The organism is Bacillus sp. P4_E1, assembly GCF_056401715.1.
Genome location: NZ_JBFUIV010000020.1, coordinates 41,963 through 63,189 on the forward strand (window position 1 = coordinate 41,963; position 21,227 = coordinate 63,189).

19 protein-coding genes are annotated in these 21,227 nt (G+C 32.8%); 14 read left to right on the forward strand and 5 right to left on the reverse strand.

The window, feature by feature from the left end; translation table 11 throughout:
- Positions 1 to 424: 424 nt before the first annotated feature.
- Positions 425 to 3,208, forward strand: coding sequence for a dynamin family protein (locus AC1DS7_RS22925; protein WP_016100774.1), 2,784 nt, complete (start codon positions 425 to 427; stop codon positions 3,206 to 3,208).
- A gap of 99 nt (positions 3,209 to 3,307) precedes the next feature.
- Here the strand turns inward: AC1DS7_RS22925 and AC1DS7_RS22930 are convergent, their stop codons facing one another.
- The 3 genes from AC1DS7_RS22930 to AC1DS7_RS22940 all read right to left on the reverse strand — a co-directional run bounded on the left by AC1DS7_RS22930 (position 3,308) and on the right by AC1DS7_RS22940 (position 8,214).
- Positions 3,308 to 5,227 (reverse strand): LTA synthase family protein, encoded by a 1,920-nt coding sequence (locus tag AC1DS7_RS22930; protein WP_016100775.1) that lies wholly within the window; start codon positions 5,225 to 5,227, stop codon positions 3,308 to 3,310.
- A gap of 549 nt (positions 5,228 to 5,776) precedes the next feature.
- Positions 5,777 to 7,114, reverse strand: coding sequence for an NAD(P)/FAD-dependent oxidoreductase (locus AC1DS7_RS22935; protein WP_016100776.1), 1,338 nt, complete (start codon positions 7,112 to 7,114; stop codon positions 5,777 to 5,779).
- 302 nt (positions 7,115 to 7,416) lie between these two features.
- A complete protein-coding gene (locus AC1DS7_RS22940) occupies positions 7,417 to 8,214 on the reverse strand; it encodes a cell wall hydrolase (RefSeq protein WP_016100777.1) in 798 nt (265 codons plus the stop codon).
- 381 nt (positions 8,215 to 8,595) lie between these two features.
- Here AC1DS7_RS22940 and AC1DS7_RS22945 point away from each other — a divergent pair, with 381 nt between their 5' ends.
- The 10 genes from AC1DS7_RS22945 (at position 8,596) to AC1DS7_RS22990 (ending at position 16,942) form a co-directional block, all read left to right on the forward strand.
- Positions 8,596 to 9,585 (forward strand): phosphatidylinositol-specific phospholipase C, encoded by a 990-nt coding sequence (locus AC1DS7_RS22945; RefSeq protein ID WP_002128693.1) that lies wholly within the window; start codon positions 8,596 to 8,598, stop codon positions 9,583 to 9,585.
- A 205-nt stretch (positions 9,586 to 9,790) separates the two neighbouring features.
- Positions 9,791 to 11,200, forward strand: coding sequence for a glycoside hydrolase family 1 protein (locus tag AC1DS7_RS22950; RefSeq protein ID WP_002014623.1), 1,410 nt, complete (start codon positions 9,791 to 9,793; stop codon positions 11,198 to 11,200).
- A 30-nt stretch (positions 11,201 to 11,230) separates the two neighbouring features.
- On the forward strand, positions 11,231 to 11,938 hold the full coding sequence (locus AC1DS7_RS22955; protein WP_016100778.1) for a GntR family transcriptional regulator: 708 nt from the start codon (positions 11,231 to 11,233) through the stop codon (positions 11,936 to 11,938).
- A gap of 225 nt (positions 11,939 to 12,163) precedes the next feature.
- Positions 12,164 to 12,358, forward strand: coding sequence for a hypothetical protein (locus AC1DS7_RS22960; RefSeq protein WP_002066705.1), 195 nt, complete (start codon positions 12,164 to 12,166; stop codon positions 12,356 to 12,358).
- A gap of 32 nt (positions 12,359 to 12,390) precedes the next feature.
- On the forward strand, positions 12,391 to 13,071 hold the full coding sequence (gene bshB2, locus AC1DS7_RS22965; protein ID WP_476999234.1) for a bacillithiol biosynthesis deacetylase BshB2: 681 nt from the start codon (positions 12,391 to 12,393) through the stop codon (positions 13,069 to 13,071).
- On the forward strand, positions 13,071 to 13,868 hold the full coding sequence (locus tag AC1DS7_RS22970; RefSeq protein ID WP_215588434.1) for an alpha/beta fold hydrolase: 798 nt from the start codon (positions 13,071 to 13,073) through the stop codon (positions 13,866 to 13,868). The genes bshB2 and AC1DS7_RS22970 overlap by 1 nt, the downstream gene beginning before the upstream one ends.
- 67 nt (positions 13,869 to 13,935) lie before the next feature.
- Positions 13,936 to 15,369 carry a MocR-like pyridoxine biosynthesis transcription factor PdxR gene (gene pdxR, locus AC1DS7_RS22975; RefSeq protein ID WP_002066710.1) on the forward strand — a complete coding sequence of 478 codons (1,434 nt, stop codon included), beginning with the start codon at positions 13,936 to 13,938 and terminating at the stop codon, positions 15,367 to 15,369.
- Positions 15,370 to 15,402: 33 nt separating this feature from the next.
- Positions 15,403 to 15,759, forward strand: coding sequence for a CidA/LrgA family holin-like protein (locus tag AC1DS7_RS22980; protein ID WP_002190466.1), 357 nt, complete (start codon positions 15,403 to 15,405; stop codon positions 15,757 to 15,759).
- A 23-nt stretch (positions 15,760 to 15,782) separates the two neighbouring features.
- On the forward strand, positions 15,783 to 16,454 hold the full coding sequence (locus AC1DS7_RS22985; RefSeq protein WP_016100781.1) for an LrgB family protein: 672 nt from the start codon (positions 15,783 to 15,785) through the stop codon (positions 16,452 to 16,454).
- A 65-nt stretch (positions 16,455 to 16,519) separates the two neighbouring features.
- Positions 16,520 to 16,942 (forward strand): YfmQ family protein, encoded by a 423-nt coding sequence (locus tag AC1DS7_RS22990; protein ID WP_016100782.1) that lies wholly within the window; start codon positions 16,520 to 16,522, stop codon positions 16,940 to 16,942.
- 27 nt (positions 16,943 to 16,969) lie between these two features.
- On the opposite strand, the gene AC1DS7_RS22995 is transcribed toward AC1DS7_RS22990, so the two are convergent.
- A complete protein-coding gene (locus AC1DS7_RS22995) occupies positions 16,970 to 17,371 on the reverse strand; it encodes a CBO0543 family protein (protein WP_016100783.1) in 402 nt (133 codons plus the stop codon).
- The gene (locus AC1DS7_RS23000; protein WP_016100784.1) at positions 17,346 to 18,524 is read right to left on the reverse strand and encodes a DUF2515 domain-containing protein; all 1,179 of its coding nucleotides are present in this window, start codon (positions 18,522 to 18,524) and stop codon (positions 17,346 to 17,348) included. Before AC1DS7_RS23000 ends, AC1DS7_RS22995 begins: the two co-directional genes overlap by 26 nt.
- 467 nt (positions 18,525 to 18,991) lie before the next feature.
- On the opposite strand from AC1DS7_RS23000, the gene AC1DS7_RS23005 reads away from it, so the two are divergent.
- Genes AC1DS7_RS23005 through AC1DS7_RS23015 form a run of 3 tightly spaced genes read left to right on the forward strand, consistent with a single transcriptional unit; the run spans position 18,992 to position 21,227 of the window.
- Positions 18,992 to 19,978, forward strand: a complete 987-nt coding sequence (locus tag AC1DS7_RS23005) for a UDP-N-acetylglucosamine 4,6-dehydratase family protein (RefSeq protein WP_002142824.1) — start codon at positions 18,992 to 18,994, stop codon at positions 19,976 to 19,978.
- Positions 19,975 to 20,883 carry an SDR family oxidoreductase gene (locus AC1DS7_RS23010; RefSeq protein ID WP_016100785.1) on the forward strand — a complete coding sequence of 303 codons (909 nt, stop codon included), beginning with the start codon at positions 19,975 to 19,977 and terminating at the stop codon, positions 20,881 to 20,883. Before AC1DS7_RS23005 ends, AC1DS7_RS23010 begins: the two co-directional genes overlap by 4 nt.
- Positions 20,883 to 21,227, forward strand: coding sequence for a DUF6572 domain-containing protein (locus tag AC1DS7_RS23015; protein WP_170935245.1), 345 nt, complete (start codon positions 20,883 to 20,885; stop codon positions 21,225 to 21,227). Before AC1DS7_RS23010 ends, AC1DS7_RS23015 begins: the two co-directional genes overlap by 1 nt.

The window sequence follows — 21,227 nt, forward strand, 5'->3', positions numbered from 1 at the left end:
TAGCTGTTCACTATTATTGTTGTTTAAGTTATCGTGGTGTGTTCGAAATTCTGAGGGGACGTAGCATATTGGTCTATCTAATAACCATTATGTGATGAGTTCTTTTATTTATCAGTGAAACAAACAATGCATATATATTCGTTATAGATTGTTTTTATAATGTAATATATATATAGTTTTCCTGATAATATAATGTGGAATATTATAGTATTATTAGGTTATTAGGAACATTTAATGTTGTTTCACAACTGAAAGGGAATTGAAAAAAAACTGAAACTTTTCTCATAAAAATTCAATCTTACTTGAAAAATGAAAGGAAAATGAAATTTTTCAAAAGGAATTCTTTGTTAAGATAAAAAGCATACATACAAAAAGTATTGACATATCTCAAAAAATGTATTTTCGAGATATAGTGGGGGAAAAGATGAGATTAGAAAAACAATTAATAAAAAAGATGTATTATGAAACATTCCTAATGGAGAATGAAACACACCCACCTCTTCAAGTACTTGGAGAAGCTTATGTAAACGAAGAAAAAAATAAGATTTCTGATGGATCTTATATTCGTTTTGCACAAGGTGAATTTTATTATCACCATCAAGATTTTGAAGCAGCTATTTTTAAATGGGAGAAAGTTAGTAATGAATTAGCGCCATGGGCACAAAAAAATATTGCGGATGCTTACTTCGAACTTAACCAATTATCAGTTGCTGAAAACGTGTATACTTCTATTAATACTGATAACAAAATACTGATGACCGAAATTGTACTGCAATTACTGTCTCTTTACATCGAGCAAAATAATTTTGATTCAGCTTTCGCTGCTATTAAAGAAGCAGTTTCTTTAAATCCCGATTATCCAAACGTCACAACAATTGCACGTTCCTTTTATGAAGAACAGCAAGATTTTGATAGTGCAGTAGATCTTGCTGTGAACGAGTTAATTCGAACAGAATCTTATCCGTGGTTTGAGGTTCTAAAAGAATATATCGATAAAGGATTTACTAAAAATATTTCACCAGACTATTTTTATAAAGTATTAGTTACATTAAATAATGTAGATCAAGTACAATTTACGCAAATTGTTTCATCACTTTGGCACAGCTATAAAGATGAACAAAATTACTTATTATGGCTCAACACAATAAATGAATTTTTCATACATATCGAAATACATTCGTCCGATATATGGGACGAAATTTCTTCTCTTTACGAAGAAACATACTTTGAATTAATTCAAGGTCAATATATGCTTAGACAATTACACGATATCATTCCAAACCTGTTAACAAATTGGTTAAAGGTAGTCAATCCATCTCATGCTGTATTTCCATCTGCAGCAGTATTGGCATGGGATGAGATTTTTCCTTCTAAAATAGATTCAGCGGATATAAAAGATGCAGAAGACCTACTGTCATATTCTATTAATCATGTGAATGGCTTAGAGTATAGTTTACATCTTTTTGAATCTATTACACACTGGGCACAAGAACATGATTTAGAAATGGGTAACCGATTTAGCTGGTTAGTTGGTGAGCTTGCAGATTTAAGAACAAATCGCCTATTAGTAACTGGAACTTCAGGGAACGGAAAAGCTTCATTTATTAACTCTATTTTAGGAGAAAATATATTAGAAAACTCAATCTCAAATGTAGTTGTTTTTAAAAATGACGCTTATACAGAAATTAACGCTATAACAGATTCGGAAATTACAACAACTGAGAATTTCTCTGATTTCCATAACATGATGGCAGTGCATCGTCAAACATATAGAGATAGAGCGTGTGTTGAATTTAAATTACCATGCAGGTTTTTAAGTAAAAATAAACTTACATTCGTTGTTACACCTAGCTTTAATAGGAACAATGACGCAAGAGATGAGGTGTTTGAATATTTAAACTCTGTAGATGAATTATTATTCGTATTGAATACGGATTCACCTTTTACTGACAAAGAACGTGACATTCTATTAAGTATCCAAGAACATACACCAAATCTACAAGTTCATTTCTTATTAAATAAAATCGATAACATTTACAATGAAGCAGAAGCAAAAAGAGTTATACAAGATACGCAAGTGAGAATAAATACATATTTCCCTAATGCAAGAGTTTTCCCTTATTCTTCGTTATATACAAATAGTAAACAACTAAACGATTTAACTGAGTTTATTCATTTTAACTTTAACCATAAAAATATCGATGCAGAACGTACTGAAAAGCTATTGTTTTTCATTCGAAAAACAATTACATATCTTTTGGATAAACGCGTCGAGAGGGAAAATAATCTAGTGGATTCTATTAATTGGAATGAAGATATGTTAGTTAAACTAAATGCTTGTATTAATAACCTTACTGCTTTTGAGAAGGAAAAAATTCATTTAATTACAGAAACATATCGTACAATGAAAAACGAAATTACTAATGATCTTACAGAACATATTCCGAAATTATTGCAGAGTTGTTCCGATTTAATTAGTGAAGAAAGTGATTTTGGGCACATTGATATTGAACTAAATACAGCGATGAATGAAAGGGTGCAACAATATCTAGAACAAACTGTATTACCTAATCTTGCTCGCTCTATGCAAAATTGGATTGCGACTTCTAATAACGAGCTCCTTCAAAGTCAATTGTACTTAGCAGAAACCAGTGAAGGACTTAATTCTTTATTTGGAGAAAATCGAATACAGTTAGAATGTGACTTTAAAGTAATTGATGACTGGCGCAGAGATACTGATAGAATGACAACTAGAATACAAATGGAAGAAGTAAATATTTTACGCCGATTTACGCCAGCACAATTTTTACTGAAAAGTGCCGGTAAATTATTTGGAGTTCTTCCTAAAAATAAAGCTATGCTATATAACAAATACAAACAGTATTTAGAAAATGAAGATTATACCGATGTAACGGCTTCTATTATGAAGAAATTTTTCTTGCAGTTTGAGCTATTTGAAAACACACAAGAGCGGGATATTAATATGTTCTTTAGAAATCCATTTGGCTCGTTGGAACAAGCTGTAAAAAACACTCATTTAGAAATAAAAGAAAAACAAGATAAACTGCATAAAATGAAATCAAACCCTGAAGTTTATCATGATCCTATAACGCTCTTTGAATTGAGATTACGTCAATGTGAAGTAATCTTAAATATAGGTGAGGATAATGCCTATACAGATTTAACTTTAGAAACAAGCGTAGAATAAAAGTAAAATATATCAAGTTTTTTATATAAAATTGCATCATGTGTTATAAGAGGGGAAAAGGGAGCAACCGTAATGAGTTGCTCCCTTTCTTTATATAGATTACTTTTCAGTTTCTTTAATTTTAGTTTTTACTTCTCCAGTTTTAATTTTATTACTTTCTGAGAAACGTAATAAATCGCCTTCAATAATTTTGTCAGACATTCGTAATTCATTTTGTGCACGGTTAATCATTTCTTGAGCTTCTTTTTTTGGTAAATCTACAACCTCACCTGTTTCTCGATTATAAAAAGTATGATTTGTATATGCATACTTGTCTGTAATAAAGCTACCATCACGTAAAACAACAAAACCGGTATATTCATCTGAAAACATATCATGGCCAAAACGGATATCGTTAGTAGTATCAATCCCTAATAAATTTAGAATAGTAGGTTTCATATCGATTTGTCCCGTAGGCTTTGAGATAGTTTGACCTTCTGTTTGGCCAGGGATATGAATATATAAAGGTGTGCGTTGTAAATTTAAAGTATCAAATTCTGTTATTTGATCTTTTTCTAAAAACTGTGCCATTGCGCGATTATGTTTTTCAGAAATGCCGTAATGATCACCGTATAATACAATAACAGAATCATCATACATTCCCTCGGCTTTTAAACGCTCAATAAATTTTTTAATTGATTCGTCTAAGTAACGTGCTGTTACGATGTAGCGATCAAATACGCCATTACCAGAGTTGTATGGTTCAATGAATTTTGTATCTTCATCATACGTAAATGGATAATGGTTTGTTAAAGTAAGGAAACGAGCGTAAAATGGTTGATCAACAGTTTTTAATATATCTACGGATTGATCAAAGTATTCGATATCTTTTAATCCCCAATTTAAATTTGTTTCGGGTGTAATTTTGTAATCAAGTTCATTATAGTAACGATCATAACCGAGAGCAGAGTACATAATGTTACGATTCCAAAATGTTGCGTTATTCGCATGGAATACAGAAGTGAAATAACCTTGCTGACGTAAAATTTCTGGAGTCGCAGTATAATCGTTGTTACCGTGCGTGAAGAATACAGCTCCTCGATTTAATGGATACAACGATGTATCTATTAGAAATTCAGAATCTGATGTTTTTCCTTGACCAGTTTGGTGGAAAAAGTTATCAAAGTAATAGCTTTCATTTATGAATTCATTCAAGAACGGTGTAACTTCTTGACCATTGACGGATGCACCTATTAAAAAGGTTTGCAAGGATTCAAGAGTAACGACAATTACGTTTTTTCCTTTAGCTGCACCAAACATGTTAGGATTCGGCTCGCTATGGTTTGCCTTTACGTAGTTTTCAGTTTCTTGTAATTTACTACTATCTGCAAGTGCCTTTTGGGATCCAGCTTTTACTTGTAGTGTTAAATCATATACTTGATGAGTGTATAGTCCTAAATTTTTCACAAGCATTACGCGGTCGAAGGATCTCGTTAATAATTCAGGTCGTTCTTTTTCTGCAAGCTGTAGATTTGCAAAAAATACACCAATCGTTAAGAGAAAATATAACAAGCGTGCAGAATGAGTTACACGTCCTGTTTTAAAGACTATCGATTTCTTCTTTAACAAAATAAAGAAGAAAATAATGTCTACGAATGCGAGTATAATTTTGTAGTTTAATATTTCTTTAATACTGCCGCCTAACTGTGTAAAGTTAGATGTTTGTCCAAGCACTGGTAACGTAACAAAATCGCTATAAAAATCATAGAACATTACATTTCCAACGAGAACTATAGTTAATAAGAAATTAATACATAGCGCTATATAATTTCGCTTTTCACCAGTTGCAAATAATGCTAATCCAACAAATGCTAATGATGCAGCTAGAGGGCTAATAAACAAAATAAGTTCTTGTGTGGAAGACTCAATTTTCAAATCAAAACTGAATCGCGTAATAAGATATGTTTTTAACCATACTGCTAAAGCAATTATTAAAACAAAGCTTATATTTTGCATTTGTAAATTTATTTTATTCTTCATTTTTACACCTTCTTTATAGAGTTTATTTAACTAAGGTTATATATTATGTTTTTATAACTATTAGAGTGTGGTGAACCATTTAGATTATATTTTTCTAAAGGTAATAATTTGAAGTATTCATATACATACAATGGAGAATTTTAAAGCGAAGTAACATACATCTAATTTTTTTGAAACAGAGCAGAAAAAGTCATAGTCGTAGTAAAAAATACTTATAGACATCCTAACATATTAAACACTACGGCGATGTTACAAAATATCGAACAAATGAAAGTGAAAATGAATAGATGGTTTTTAAACCATTGACATTCAATAAGTTTGAAATTCCAGAAAAGTCAACTTGAAGAAAACGGTTATATTAATTAGTAGAAAACTACATTCTATATAGAATGTAGTTTTTCATGTGTTTTCAATATATCCCGTAAAATCCTGATTCTTTGTGGCTTAATCATCAGCGGGGGAGGGATAATAATTTCGTTAAAGCTATTATTAGATAAGTAAAGTGTTGGTGAAACTTAAAACATTTGACTGGCATCTTAATTAAAAAGTTTAAATACCTGATAAATATTTTCCAACATACAGGCCACTTGCAGCTGCTTGAGATAATGAATGAGTGACGCCTGAACAATCTCCAATTAAAAATAGCCCATTCATACTTGTTTCAAAATGGTTATTGATTTTTATTGTAGGAGCGTAGAACTTGCCATCAATTCCATATAATAAAGTATCTTGATCGATAGGTTCTTGGATAAATTGTTCTAAACGTAATAAAAATTTTTTGAGTCCTTCAATATATAGTGAAGGAATTTCTTTATTCAAGTCTCCATAATCTCCGTGTAGTGTAGGCTGTATACGATTATGTTTCATGTTGTTCTCCGCTGTAGGTTGTTTCTTTATTAAGTCCTCTAAACGCTGTATAACAATCCGATCTCGTCCTTGGTTAATGTTTTTAATAATTGAACTTGCGTATACATTTGCTTCTTTGAGAGTTGGAAAATAGCGCGGGATAAATAAAGTGAAATTTAAGTTAGAAGTGCCAGTTTCTTGCTCTCGGAAATTTTGACCGTCAGGCATAACTAAACCTTCTTCGTACTTTCGAATAATGCGTCCTTTTGGATTCATACAGTAAGTAGTAGCCGTGAAATGTTCATGCTGATAAGAAAGTTTCGTCTCAAATGTATCTTTTAATATAGAACGTAATTGATGTTCTTTCATCTCTACCCTAATACCTAAATCTATACGGGTTTGTTCCTGTGCAATTTCAAGGGAAGAGCACATTTCTTTTAACCAATCCGTTCCAGAACGCCCAGTTGCAAATACTAATTGCTTAGAATGGACAGTTCCTTGATTTGTAGATATTTTAAAATGGTCTTGCTGCTTAACGACATGTTGTACATCTATATGAAATCGGATATTTATTTTCGTAAGTAAAAATTCGTAGAGCTGCTGAAAAATATTACTTGAAAGTGTAGTGCCAAGATGCCTTACTTCTGTTGTGAGCATTTGTAAACCACACGTTTCAGCTCTCTTATTAAGAGTTGGATTTTCTGTAGAATATTTTGAAACAGAATTTCCTCCGAACTGACATAGAATCTCATCTACTTCAGCCATAAGTTGTAAAAAGCCTTCTTTACCGACTTTTTGCTCAAGTTCTCCGCCAAATCCGTTTGTATAATTAAATTTCCCTTCAGATTTTCCTAAACCACCAAACCCGAAATATTTATCACATGTAGTACAATTACACACTTTTCCTTGGTCTAAAGGACAATGGCGATCTTCTAGCGCTTTACCTTTATCAAGAATTAAAACCTTTTTATTACTTTTAGCTAGTGAATAAGCCATAAAAATGCTACTCACTCCAGCTCCGATAATTGTAACATCATACATATTCTTTCACCTGCTAACGAATAGTTTGTTTTTTATTTTCTTAGTGTATAACACTTTTATGAAGTTAAGAAATAGCTTTTATTAATAAAGAGGGAGTTTTTGAACTTGATGCGATTTTAATTTCTCCGAGTGGTGGAGTAAATACAAATGTTTTTATTTGAAAGAAGAAATAGTTTTAAATGATCACTATGTCATATGATTAATAAAATCTTACATATAAAAAAACAGACCTTTTAAGTAAAGAGGTCTGCTAATCATTTGAAATAGTTGTTAAGTGCATAAATTTGAAGAGAATTATAGTTTTATTTAGCGAAGACGTGGTTACCGATTACCGCTACTGTTTGACGTGTCGTAATCCATTTGTTTGTTGAAGTTTTTGGATTATAAAAATAAAGCCAATCAGAATGTATTCCATTTGTAGAGATAGCCTCTTCTACTGCCATTTTTGCTTCTGCGCTTGCAGGCTGATTAATTCTACCATCGGTAACAGGAGTAAATGCATATCCGCGTTTAATAGGTTCATAAATAACACCTGTTATTGTATTTGGAAATCCTTTTGCATTTACTCGATTTAGGATAACTTTTGCTACAGCTACTTTTCCTTTATATGATTCGCCACCTGCCTCCGCGGTAACTAAGCGTGCCATTAAGTCTTTTTCTTTTTCGGAAATACTGGAATTAATTTTCAAATGTTGTCCTGTATAAAGCTTGTTACCGGCTGTGTTGTTAATTTGTTTTATAGATTGAACGGTTACGTTGTAGCGCTTTGCTATCGTTTCTAATGAATCTCCCGGTTGTACTTGGTAAATAATTTGTCCAGAAGTGTTCGTAGTTTTTTCGTTTTGATGAACTGTAACCTCATTTGATTTCATAGATTCTGGAATATGTAACTGTTCTCCAATAAAAGCTTGATCGTTTCCTTTATTATTCGCTTGTTTAATGGCCTGTATGGAAACGCCATATTGCTTACTGATGCCCCAAAGTGTATCATTCTTTTTTACTGTATGTATGGTGGAAGCTTCAGCTGTACTTTGATTACATACGAATGTAAGTGCTACTGCAGATAAAGGAATTATATGTTTTATTTTTAATAATTTCATTGTAAATCCTCCTAATAAAAAATTAAGTTTTAGCTGTTGAATAATGTAGTTCAGAGTATATAAGGTACGTATTTATATTTTAATATAAGTATATTAGCACGTATGGAATAAATAATCATCATGAGTTTTTTATTTATATCATGTAGGACCCAAATATGAAATATTGCATATGAAAGCCCATTGAAGTTCGAGTTGTTGCTTACTATAATTTATCTAGTGAAAAGGGATATTAAATTTTTTTAATGCATTGAGATGAGAATATGTGGATGTTTTTAAATTTTACTTATATGCAATATTCCATATTTATGAAATGTTATTTATTAAGTAGCTTATGTTATATTCAATAAGTGTGATATAAAACAGAAAAAGAGAGGAATAAAAATGAGTAATAAGAAGTTTATTTTGAAATTATTCATATGTAGTACTATACTTAGCACATTTGTATTTGCTTTCAATGATAAGCAAGCAGTTGCTGCTAGCGCTGGTAATGGGCTTGAAAACTGGTCAAAATGGATGCAACCTATACCCGATAACGTACCGTTAGCACGAATTTCAATTCCAGGAACACATGATAGTGGAACGTTCAAGTTGCAAAATCCGATAAAGCAAGTATGGGGAATGACGCAAGAATATAATTTTCGTTACCAAATGGATCACGGAGCTAGAATTTTTGATATTAGAGGGCGTTTAACAGATGATAATACGATAGTTCTTCATCATGGGCCATTATATCTTTATGTAACATTGCATGAATTTATAAATGAAGCGAAACAATTTTTAAAAGATAATCCAAGTGAAACGATTATTATGTCTTTAAAAAAAGAGTATGAGGATATGAAAGGGGCAGAAGATTCATTTAGTAGTACGTTTGAAAAAAAATATTTTCCTGATCCTATCTTTTTAAAAACAGAAGGGAATATAAGACTTGGAGATGCTCGAGGAAAAATTGTGCTACTAAAAAGATACAGTGGTAGTAATGAATCTGGAGGATATAATAATTTTTATTGGCCAGATAATGAGACGTTTACGACAACTGTAAATCAAAATGTAAATGTAACAGTACAAGATAAATATAAAGTGAGTTATGATGAGAAAGTAAAATCTATTAAAGATACGATAAATGAAACGATTAACAACAGTGAAGATTGTAATCATCTATATATTAATTTTACAAGCTTGTCTTCTGGTGGTACAGCATGGAATAGTCCATATTATTATGCGTCCTACATAAATCCTGAAATTGCAAACTATATGAAGCAAAAGAATCCTACGAGAGTGGGCTGGGTAATTCAAGATTATATAAATGAAAAATGGTCCCCAATACTTTATGAAGAAGTTATAAGAGCGAATAAGTCACTTGTAAAAGAGTAAAGATTGTCATAGTAAGAAGCGATGAAATACATCGCTTCTTTTTTGTTTTCTAAAAATTAACATCAAATATAGCTTTACATATCGTACGTTCATGATAGAAAAAAATCGAAACTTAAGCTATAATTACTACATATAAAATTTGTACCTATAAATTTTATATGTAGTAATGAATTTGATTTATTGTAATGAAACGGAGGTATATATTATGAAGTTTCCACATGATTTTTTATTCGGAGCTGCTTCAGCTTCTTATCAAGTAGAAGGTGCATGGAATGAGGATGGAAAAGGTGTTACGAATTGGGATGAGTTTTCAAAAATTCCTGGCAAAACATACGATGGAACAAATGGTGATGTAGCGGTTGATCATTATCATCGATATAAGGAAGATGTTCGTTTAATGGCTGAGATGGGATTGGAATCGTATCGTTTTTCGATTTCTTGGGCGAGAATATTGCCGACTGGAGATGGAGAGGTAAATGAAAAAGGAATTGAATTTTATAACAATTTAATTGATGAATGTTTAAAGTACGGGATTGTACCGTTTGCCACTTTATATCATTGGGATCTACCATTACCGTTAGAAAAAGATGGTGGGTGGACGAATAAACGAACAGCAGAGGCTTTTGTAAAGTATGCAGAAATTTGCTTTAAGGCATTTGGTGATAGAGTGAAACATTGGATTACTTTTAATGAAACAGTAATGTTTTGTGGATTAGGCTATTTAAAAGGTGCACATCCACCAGGAATACAAAATGATGTTCCGAAGTATTTTCAAGCGACTCATTATGTATTTTATGCGCATGCGAAAACAGTTGCGGTGTACAAGCAGCTGAAACAGTATGGGGAGATAGGGATTACACATGTTTTCTTACCTGCTTATAGTGTGGATGATCAAAAAGAAAATATACTAGCAGCAAATCATGCGAATGAATATGAAACGTATTGGTACTACGATCCAGTTTTAAAAGGTGAGTATCCGTCTTATGTTGTACAACAATTAAAGGAAAATGGGTGGACTCCTAATTGGACGGTTGAAGAATTAGAAATCATTAAACAAAATGCCGAAAAAAATGATTTTATCGGCTTGAATTATTATCAGCCAATACGAGTAGAAAGATATGATATGGATATAAAGAGCGAGGAGCATTCTCGAGAAAACTCAACACTTGCTCCAGGTAATCCTTCTTTTGATGGTTTTTATCGAACAGTAAAAATGGATGATAAAACATATACCAAATGGGGTTGGGAAATATCTCCCGAAGGTTTCTTAGATGGATTGCATATGTTGAAAGCTCGTTACGGTGACATAAAGATGTATGTAACGGAAAATGGACTTGGTGATGAAGATCCAATCATTGACGGAGAAATTGTAGATGTTCCGCGAATTAAATTTATTGAAGAGCATTTAAAAGTAATGAAGCGTGCAATTCAAGAGGGAATTAATTTAAAAGGTTATTATGCATGGTCAGTTATTGATTTGTTAAGTTGGTTAAATGGATATAAAAAGCAATATGGCTTTATTTTTGTCGATCATAATGATAACTTAAAACGTAAGAAGAAACTTTCGTTTCATTGGTATAAACATGTGATCGAAACGAGAGGAGAAGAGTTATAATAGATAAAAGAGTATTTTAGGAGAAAATGTATGAGTGCAAAGTATAAACAAATTGCAGATGTGTTAGAGCAAAATATTCGAGATGGGCTTTTTAATGAAACGAAAAAATTACCTACAGAAGAAGCGTTGATGAATCGATTTGAAGTAAGCCGTAATACGATACGTAAAGTAATTAGTCAACTTGTGAATAGAGGTTATATTTTTCAAGTGCAAGGTAGTGGTATGTTTTTACGTGAAACTTCTGTAACAGATTACATTAATTTAGGAAGTTTACGTGGATTAACGAAAAATCTCGTTTCACAAAATATTGAAACGAAAGTGCTAGAGATTGAAGTAATAGAGGCAAATGAAGAGATAGTAGAACGGATGCAATGCGAGATTGGAACTAGGTTATATTTCTTGAAGCGCGTAAGAATTGTAGATGGGAAACCATTCTCTATTGAAGTAAGTTATTTCAAAAAAGATATCATTCCTTATTTGAATGAAGAAATAGCATTAAGTTCTGTATATAGTTATTTCATTGAGGATTTACGATTAAATATTGGCTTTGCCGATAAAGTTATTAGTTGTGAAAAAATAAATAAAGAAAATGCACAGCTTTTAGAACTAAATGAAGGTGATCCGGCACTTCTTATTGAAAATACAGTTCATCTTGTAAATGGAACCATTTTTGAGTTATCTCAATCGATGTTTCATTATGAAAAGGCCAAACTTTTAAATCGGATTAATTTTAAGTGAAAATGAATATAATTAGCCTCGTAAAAAAGCAACTGATTCTAGGAAATCAGTTGTTTTTTATTTTAAAGTGGATGAGCAAAAAAACCTAAAAGTGGTTGGTCCGTTTTTCGCAAACTTCTATTATGATAAGAGAAGAAAGGTAGTATTTTATTGATACCTTAAGAGGGACATTTTATATGTATCTTCTTTGTTTAAATAGACTTGCCTTAGAGAGGTGAAAAGACAATGAGTTTTGCGATTTCACTAGTTGTTATTATTGTAGTTGTATCACTGTTTGGGACCGTGCTAGTCGCACGAAATGTGGAGGAGAATTACGGTAAGTCTACAAAGAGGAATGTAAAAAACTTATCTGCTATTTATATCATTCTTCTTTTAGTGCTTCTCGTAGGAGTTACTTGGTATGCGGTCGTTATTTTATAGAATGTGTATATGATAAAGGAGTTAATATATTGATGGAAAATGAACGCCACGTTTTAGTTGTTTTCCCACATCCAGATGATGAGTCTTATTGCGTGGCTGGCACAATTTTGGCTTATACTGAGCAGAAAGTCCCTCTTACTTATGTTTGCTTAACACTTGGTGAAATGGGTAGAGCAATGGGGAATCCACCTTTTGCAACACGTGAGTCTTTATATGCTATTAGAGAGAAAGAACTAAAGCGAGCTACAAATATTTTAGGGATTGAAGATTTACGTATGATAGGATATCGTGATAAAACTCTTGAATTTGAAGAGCCTGGAAAATTAAGAAGTCTGATTCAAAACTGTATTGAAGAATTGAATCCTTCTGTAGTTATTTCTTTCTATCCTGGGTATGCAGTTCATCCAGATCACGATGCAACAGGGGAAGCAGTAGTAGAGGCCTTAGCTAATATTTCGGAAAGTAAACGACCGGCCTTTTATGCTGTAGCTTTTTCAAATAATCATGAAGCAGAAATAGGACCTCCAAGTTTTAAAAATGAAGTAAAAGAATATGTTCCAAAAAAGCTCGAGGCATTGCAAGCACATGCATCACAATTTGTGACTAAGGTAACGGAACTGAAAAGAGAGTATGAAGATGGTGTTCCAGAAACAGTTGAGTGGTTAGAGAGAGAGCCGTTTTGGATATATCCATTTAAAGATAAGAACATGTGATGCTACATCTGAAGGTGATGAATATGTATTTTGAATATAAGAATCGAAAGGTTTTCTACAATATAGAAGGATCGGGGCTTGTCATATTGTTTTTACACGGTCTTGGAGGAAATTCGAATAATTGGTTATATCAAAGAAAGTACTTCAATAAGAAATGGACCGTAATCTCACTCGATTTACCTGGGCATGGGAAATCCGAAGGGATGGAAATTAGTTTTAAAGAATATTCAAATGTTTTATATGAGTTATGTAATCATTTAAAGCTAAAATCAGTAACAATTTGTGGTCTTTCAAAAGGAGCTAGAGTGGGTATCGATTTTGCTATTCAATATCCACGTTTTGTTTCTAGCTTAATTGTTGTAAATGCATTTCCCTATTTAGAACCAGCAGATCGTAAAGAACGACTTGAAGTATATGATTTACTTAGGTTGCAGGATAAAGGGAAAACTTGGGCTGATACGTTATTGAGAGCAATGGGAGTAGAAGATAATGATGCAATTGTCCGAGGATTTCATCAATCCCTACAAACGATTCATCCGACGCATATTCAAAGGCTATTCGCTGAATTAGTTGATTACGATCAAAGACCATACCTCTCTAACATTGCATGTCCTGCATTAATAATACGAGGAGAGAATGATTATTTTGTTCCGGAAAAGTATGTGAGAGAATTTGAAAAACACTTGAGAAACGTGACTTTCGTTGAGTTGAAAAATAGTGGGCACTTGCCTTATTTAGAACAGCCTACTAGCTTTAATGTGACGGTAGAGGCATTTTTAAATCATGCGCTTGATTAATACCATTTTTGCAGTGAATACTGTTATTAATGAGTTCAGGACACCAGCTTGGAGAGGAGGGAACTAAATGGAATGGCAACCGAATCGTGAAGATAAGATACCAGTTTATAAACAAATTGCTGATTACATTGAAAGAGGCATTTCTACCGGTGAATTCCCTTCTGATAGAAAATTACCTTCCGAGCGTATGCTAGCACAGAAGTTACAAGTGAACCGGAGTACGGTCGTAGCTGCTTATGAGGAATTAAAATCACTTGGGGTAGTAGACCGGCAAAAAGGAAGTGGCACCCGCGTGAATACAGATATATGGGGTGTGTCACATAAACGAATACCGAACTGGGGTAGGTACGTTGAGGATGGATCGTTCTTACCTAATGTACCACTTGTTCAACAAATTCGAACGGAAACACAAAAAGATGATTTAATCAATTTAGCGAGTGGTGAATTGTCATCAGATTTAATTCCGAGTGATAGATTTCGAACAATTTTGTCGGAGAAAACATTTATGGGAAATCTCGGTTATGACCATCCGCTTGGAAATGAAATGTTGCGAAAAACCATTGCGGCACATGTCGAGCAATATAAACAAATAGAAGCAGATTCAAGCTCTATTCTTATTACATCTGGAGCTCAGCAAGCACTTAATCTTATCGTTCAATGTTTGTTAAAGCCTGGAGATGCGATTGCAATTGAGGATCCCTCCTATTGTTATTCACTTCCGATGTTTAAATCAGCAGGTTTAAAAATATTCCGTTTACCAGTTGATCAGCATGGTATGAATCCAGATGACTTAATCGATTTGCACAAAAAGCATCGCATTCGTATGGTGTTTTTAAATCCGGATTATCAAAATCCAACTGGAACGGTACTTTCATTGGCAAGACGTAAAAAGGTTTTAGAACTATCTTCTGAATTTGGTATACCGATTGTAGAAGATGATCCGTATAGTTTGACTTCTTTTAATGGAGAAGTGAATCCAACATTGAAATCAATGGATCAAAATGGGAATGTTCTTTATGTGAGCTCATTATCAAAAATTGTTGCATCAGGATTACGTATTGGTTGGGTAATTGGCCCCACGCGCGTAATTGAGAGATTGGCAGATGCGAAGCAGCAAGTTGATTTCGGTCATAGTGTATTTACACAGTGGGTAGCGAACCAATTTTTAGAATCTGAGGATTTTCATACGCATATTACGATGCTCCGTGGACAACTGAAACAAAGAAGAGATGAGTTAATTAGAAAGCTTGAAGAAATATTAGGGGATCAGATTGAATTTTTTGTTCCTGAGGGCGGAATACATTTATGGTGCAAAGTGCAAGGAACGTTTGATGAATATCATTTACTAGGTGAATCTATACAAAATGGTGTAGCATTTGTCCCAGGAAGCGTCCTAGGTTCGAAAAGTGAATATATCCGATTTACTTTTGGCAGAGCGAATGTAGAACAAATTCAGCTTGGAGTTACAAGGTTTGCGGAAACATTAAATGAGATTTCATAATAGCGAAGCGTAATATGGAAATGAGGGAAAGAAATGAAGTACGTGACGCTTTTACTTCAAGTAGGCGTGCTATATGTGTTTAGCTTAGCTGGTACGTGGATTCAAGGAGTATTCCATCTGTCGATGCCAGGAAGTTTAATAGGGATGTTAATATTGTTTCTACTCCTTTCTACTCGTATTTTTCCATTAAAGTGGTTTGAGGTAGGGGCAGAAAAGTTAATAGTATTTTTACCGTTATTTCTAATTCCTTCCACAACAGGATTAATGGAATATGGATCTTTTCTTTTAAGTAAGGGGAGTGTTATATTCCTTTTAGTAATTGCAAGTACGGTAGTAACATTGATTGTTTCAGGGTATGTAAGTCAATTATTAGTAACATCAAAAAAATAAAATCGACAAGGTGCACGATTCAAATGGTCTTAATTATTATTACTGTAGTAATTTATTTATTGGCGACAAAGTTATATAAAAAATTTACGTTTCCATTTACGTTACCGGTATTAACAGTTACAGCAATTATGATTTGCTTATTTTTGATATTTGGTATTTCTCATCATGAGTATAAGGAAAATGGGGGAGACATTCTTTCAGGTTTTTTGAGTCCTGCAATTGTAGCGTTAGCCATACCTCTATTTAAAGAGCGAAAGATACTTATGAAAAACTTTTTAGCGATACTAATCGGCGTAGTGATAGGTATAGTGGCTTTAACGAGTATGAATATAGTGATTGGTGGAATTTTAAATATAGATAAGGAACTTATATTAACAACTTTACCACAATTAGCGACAATGCCTATTGCCATTTCATTAGCGGATCAAATTGGTGGGATTCCATCTATGACTTCTAGTTTTGTAGTTGTTGCAGGAATAACAGGTGCTATTATCGGACCGACAGTACTTAAGTTTTTCCGAATAACAAGTACGATTGGAAAAGGAGTGGGGATGGGCTGTGCATCACATATTATTGGTGTGAGCCGTCTAGTGAAAGAAGGAGAGAAAGAGGCAACTATCGGTTCGGTAACGATGATTGTAACAGGGATACTTATTAGTATATTAGTACCTTATGGAGTGAAATTTTTATTTTGAAAATTAATGAATCGTAATAAGGAGCATAACACTACTCATTTTAGAGCGTAATGGAGATGATTAAAATGACAACATGGTTTATAGTTACACTAATTATTTTTGGTGCTCTTAAAGTACTAGTTTCTAGTATGCCAACTTCTGTTGTAGAATCAATTATTAGTAGATTTGAGTTACACCAAAAACTTGATGAGGAAAATACTACTGTAACGGTAGATGGGGAAAGTATAGAAGGAGAAATGAAACTTCAAGTTATTCATGAATTTAACGAGGCTTTATTTTTAGATAAACATTATTTTCCGCCGCAAGGGAATGGTACACCGATAGTCATGGAGACGAAGAAAGGAAAAAGAGAGATTAGATTTTCTATATATAGCTACGAGGAACACGTTGATGTAGTAAAGCAATATAAGAAGAAAGTAGTTGCATATCGTTTGCGATCAAAAAGCCTTCAAAGTCGTTCAGTAGCAGTAACTGAAGATTATGCTTAAGGAGAGACCGTTATTATAACGGTCTCTTTATTTTTGCATCCAAGTATATAATTTCCAAATAAGAGAAAAGAAAATGATATATCCAAATAAAGAATAAGTATGATGCCAATTCCCGTTATGTACAAATAAACCTAACCTCTCAGCAACTTGTTCAAAAATACTAGCACAAAGCCCTATTAAAATAATAAATAGAGTTCTAGAAACTGCAGATAATGTTTTTGAAATTTGTATGAAAATGATTGTTAAAATTGGTAGCACAAACAACGTAAAGCCTATGTTAACTGAAAATATAGATGAGAAAGGTCTAACTGGAAAGGAATATATTTGTGTATGCACAAAGAAAGCATCTAAGCAAGTTCCAATAATAGAAGAAAGTAAGACTGTAACTAATAATGCTAAAAAATCATTCTTCTTCTCGAAGGAGGACATTTTTCTTTGCGAGAATTGCGAGTTCAATTTTTTCGAGTGTTTTGCAGTAGTCTTCTGTAATTTGTCCATTTATATTTTCCTCCTTATCAACTAAATAATTTACAACTTGCCAATCGTTAAACCAATCTTCATTTTCAACTTCTTCATGTTTCATATCCCGCCATGCATAGATGAGTGCAGGGCTGTATATACGATACGCGTCACTACGTAGCTGGCATTTCTTTATTCGGCGTTTATAAAACTCACGCGAAAAAGATTCATTTACACTAGAAAATAAATGAGGCCAGTAATCTTTTCTTGAGCCTGTATGTGGATGGTGATGGACCCAGTTTATTATTTGAGATAAAATATGTGTATCCCGAAATAACAATGAATACAACCGTTTTCCAAGTGAAATTCGTTCATGCAAAGAAGTGAAATGTTTCATTGTATCACCAAATAGTAATACTTTTTGCTTTTTATCATTTTCGTAAAATGGGAAAAGGATATGATTAAACTGAAAAAAATCAAAGAGTTTAAATCCAATACTATTTAATACAGTCTTTTTAAAGTGTGCATTTTGAATAACTCTTTTTTCTAAGTAGTTTTGTTCATTAACAATAGTTGCGATCGCTAATGTTTTTTTGTTACCTGTTTTCCAAAAATGGTTCCACATTGTTTCCATAAATGTAGAAACATTTAAGTGAGTGAGAAGGTGAAATAGCTTTTTTGATTTTTTTACACTTTGCTCATATAGTAAAAATTGAGGATATACATCTTGGAAAATGAGCCAATTTCCTCTTTCTAAAAAAGAGAAAAATGTAATTTGATCTTTCTCGGATAAAAGCCTCGTATATAAATCTCCCTTTAAATCTGTCATATTCCAGCCACCGTTACGTGATACGATATGCCCAAGTAGTGCCCAATGTATTTCTGGATATTGAATGTAAAATTGGTAGTATGCACGTGTTCTTGTGACGTTATTTTTATTTAGTTCTTTTGTCTGAGCTTTAATTTTATCGATGATAAGTTGCTCTTCTTTCGTTAATTTATATATGGTAACAGAAGAGATGAGATCGCTTTTTTGTTGTAACTCGTTTTTCACGTCGAATAGGGAGAGAGGGAGTGCTTTTGAGAATTCTTTAGATGTATTGTTTGAATTGCTTTGGTACATTCCATTACCTCCCTTTTCTATGAGTTTAAATGTGGTATTGGTTATGAATCATTCCATTTATCTCGCTATTAACGAGCAGTAAGACTCCCATCTCAAAAGTCGGCTAAAGCAAAGAAGTTAGGTGAGGGTGGGGCTGCTCGTAAAAGCCCGATTGATTCAACTAATAATCAGTGGGGGATGGACAAAATCCCCACTAATTAAAGTTTCACTTTATTTTATTACGAGTATAAGAAATAAATGAGCGGTGTTTTTTAAACCAGTAATATAGTTATCATTCAAACAGTATAAAGAAAATCTAATTGCTAAGAAGTGAAATGAAAAACAGAAACTATTAAAAAATAGTTTCTGTTTTTTTATTTTGTCAATTAAATGTAACAAACGACGATTATGATTTGAATCAATTGAAAATAATTCAATAACCTTAATAAATACAATTTGAATTGAAATGTATGGTAGGAGGAAAAGGAATGCTTAATAAAATAATTTTAATTACTGGTGGTACAGGTTCGTGGGGACACGAACTTATAAAACAACTATTAGAAAAATCACCGAAAGAAATTAGAGTTTTTTCAAGGAATGAAACGGTTCAGTTTGAAATGCAGCAACAGTTTATAAATGAAGAGAGATTGAAATTTATTATTGGAGATATTCGTGATAAAGAGCAACTAGTATATGCTTGCCAAGGTGTACATTATGTATTTCATCTTGCAGCTTTAAAGCATGTTCCAGTATGTGAATATTATCCTTATGAAGCTATAAAAACAAATATACATGGTACGCAAAATGTAATTGAAGCATCTATCCAGAATCAAGTTGAGAAAGTTATATATGTTTCAACTGATAAAGCGGCGGATCCATCAAATACGTATGGGATGACAAAAGCAATTGGTGAAAAATTAATGGTTCATGCGAATGTGCAAACGAAGAAAACAAAATTCATTTGTGTTCGTGGCGGAAATGTTCTAGGAACGAGTGGAAGTGTGGTACCGCTTTTTAAAAAGCAAATTAAGCAATCTTCAAAAGTAGGGATTACCGATGCAAATATGACTAGATTTTTCTTAACCATTGAAGATGCTGTTGGATTGTTATTTAAAGCAGCATCTGAAGGAAGAGGAGGAGAAATCTTTGTTATGAAAATGCCAGCATGTAAAATAACGGATTTAGCAAGAATATTGATTGAAGATTCAAAAAAAGAAAACGTGAAGATAAAAGAGGTAGGGATAAGACCTGGTGAAAAATTAAGTGAAATGCTTTTATCTGAGGTAGAGAGTAAAACAAGTATTAGTTTTGATCAAAATTATTTTGTGGTACTACCGACTATTCCTATAGAAGGACTTCAAGAATATTATGCTAGTTATCCGCTTGTGGATGTGAAGAGTTTTAGTTCTCAACAAGACTTACTTACAAAACATGAGGTGAAACAAATGTTAGAAAAAGGAGGGTTTTTACGATGAAAAGAAATGCGTGCCTTTTAATAACTGGTGCAAATGGCTTCACAGGACGTCATGCTTGCCAATATTTTTTAGAGCAGGGCTTTCATGTAATTCCTATGTTTCAAAATCGTTCACATAGAGAAAAAATCGAAAATGGTATTACTTGTGATTTAACAAATAAGAGTGAAGTAATGAAGGTAATTAAACAAATAAAACCAGACTATGTATTGCATTTAGCAGGAAGAAACTCAGTTAATGAGTCTTGGACAGCTTCTCTGGAATATATAGAGATTAACGTAATAGGGACTTTATATTTATTAGAAGCCATTAAGCAGGAAGCCTCGCATTGTAAAACATTAGTTATAGGATCTGCATTGCAAGCAGATAGTATGAAAAACATAAAAGTTTCAAATCCATATAGTTTAAGTAAAACTATGCAAGTCATTATTGCGGAGGCTTGGGGCGGATTAATGGATTCAAATATTATCATTGCAAAGCCCTCAAATTTAATTGGTCCAGGAGTATCGAATGGTGTTTGTTCAATTCTCGCAAAAAAAATGATAGATATAGAATCGGGTAGAAGTAAAGCGATTATTGAAGTAAACAGTTTGAAAGATAGTAGAGACTTTCTAGATGTACGTGATGCAGTTAAAGCGTATCATGTGTTATTACGTGATGGTATAAATGGAAAACAATATAATATTGGATCAGGAGTAAAACGCTCTTTATTAGATGTATTGGAACAATATAAAGGATTAACACAGTTGAATTTTACTATAAAAGAAACAGAGAATAGTGAGAGCGGCTCAAATGAAAGTTTAGTATTAGAGGATATAAAAAAGTTAGGTTGGGTTCCAGAAATCCCATTTCAGCAATCATTAAAAGATGTACTTGAGTATGCGAAGTGTAGTGACATCTGCATTTAATGAAAAATATAAAAGGATGTAAGAAATATATGAATTGTTATGAGACTATAAATAATCAAAATATGCTATCGCTTTCGATTGTTGATACGCTGGATTGGAAAGATGAAGAAGAACACGTTTTGCGCATCTATGAGGCGATAAATACATGTCGAGCATATGTGGAAAAGGTTAATCGAAACCCCAAAACAATATATACAGGAACTAGGCCTGTAATCCAAGTCTTTACTCAGTATGAATGTAGTGAGTATGGAAATGATTTTTATGAACTCATCAAAGATCTTTTGCAAGACATAGGTCTGGAGTTAAAGATTTATATAAATCATAGTAAGTTAATGTACATTTGA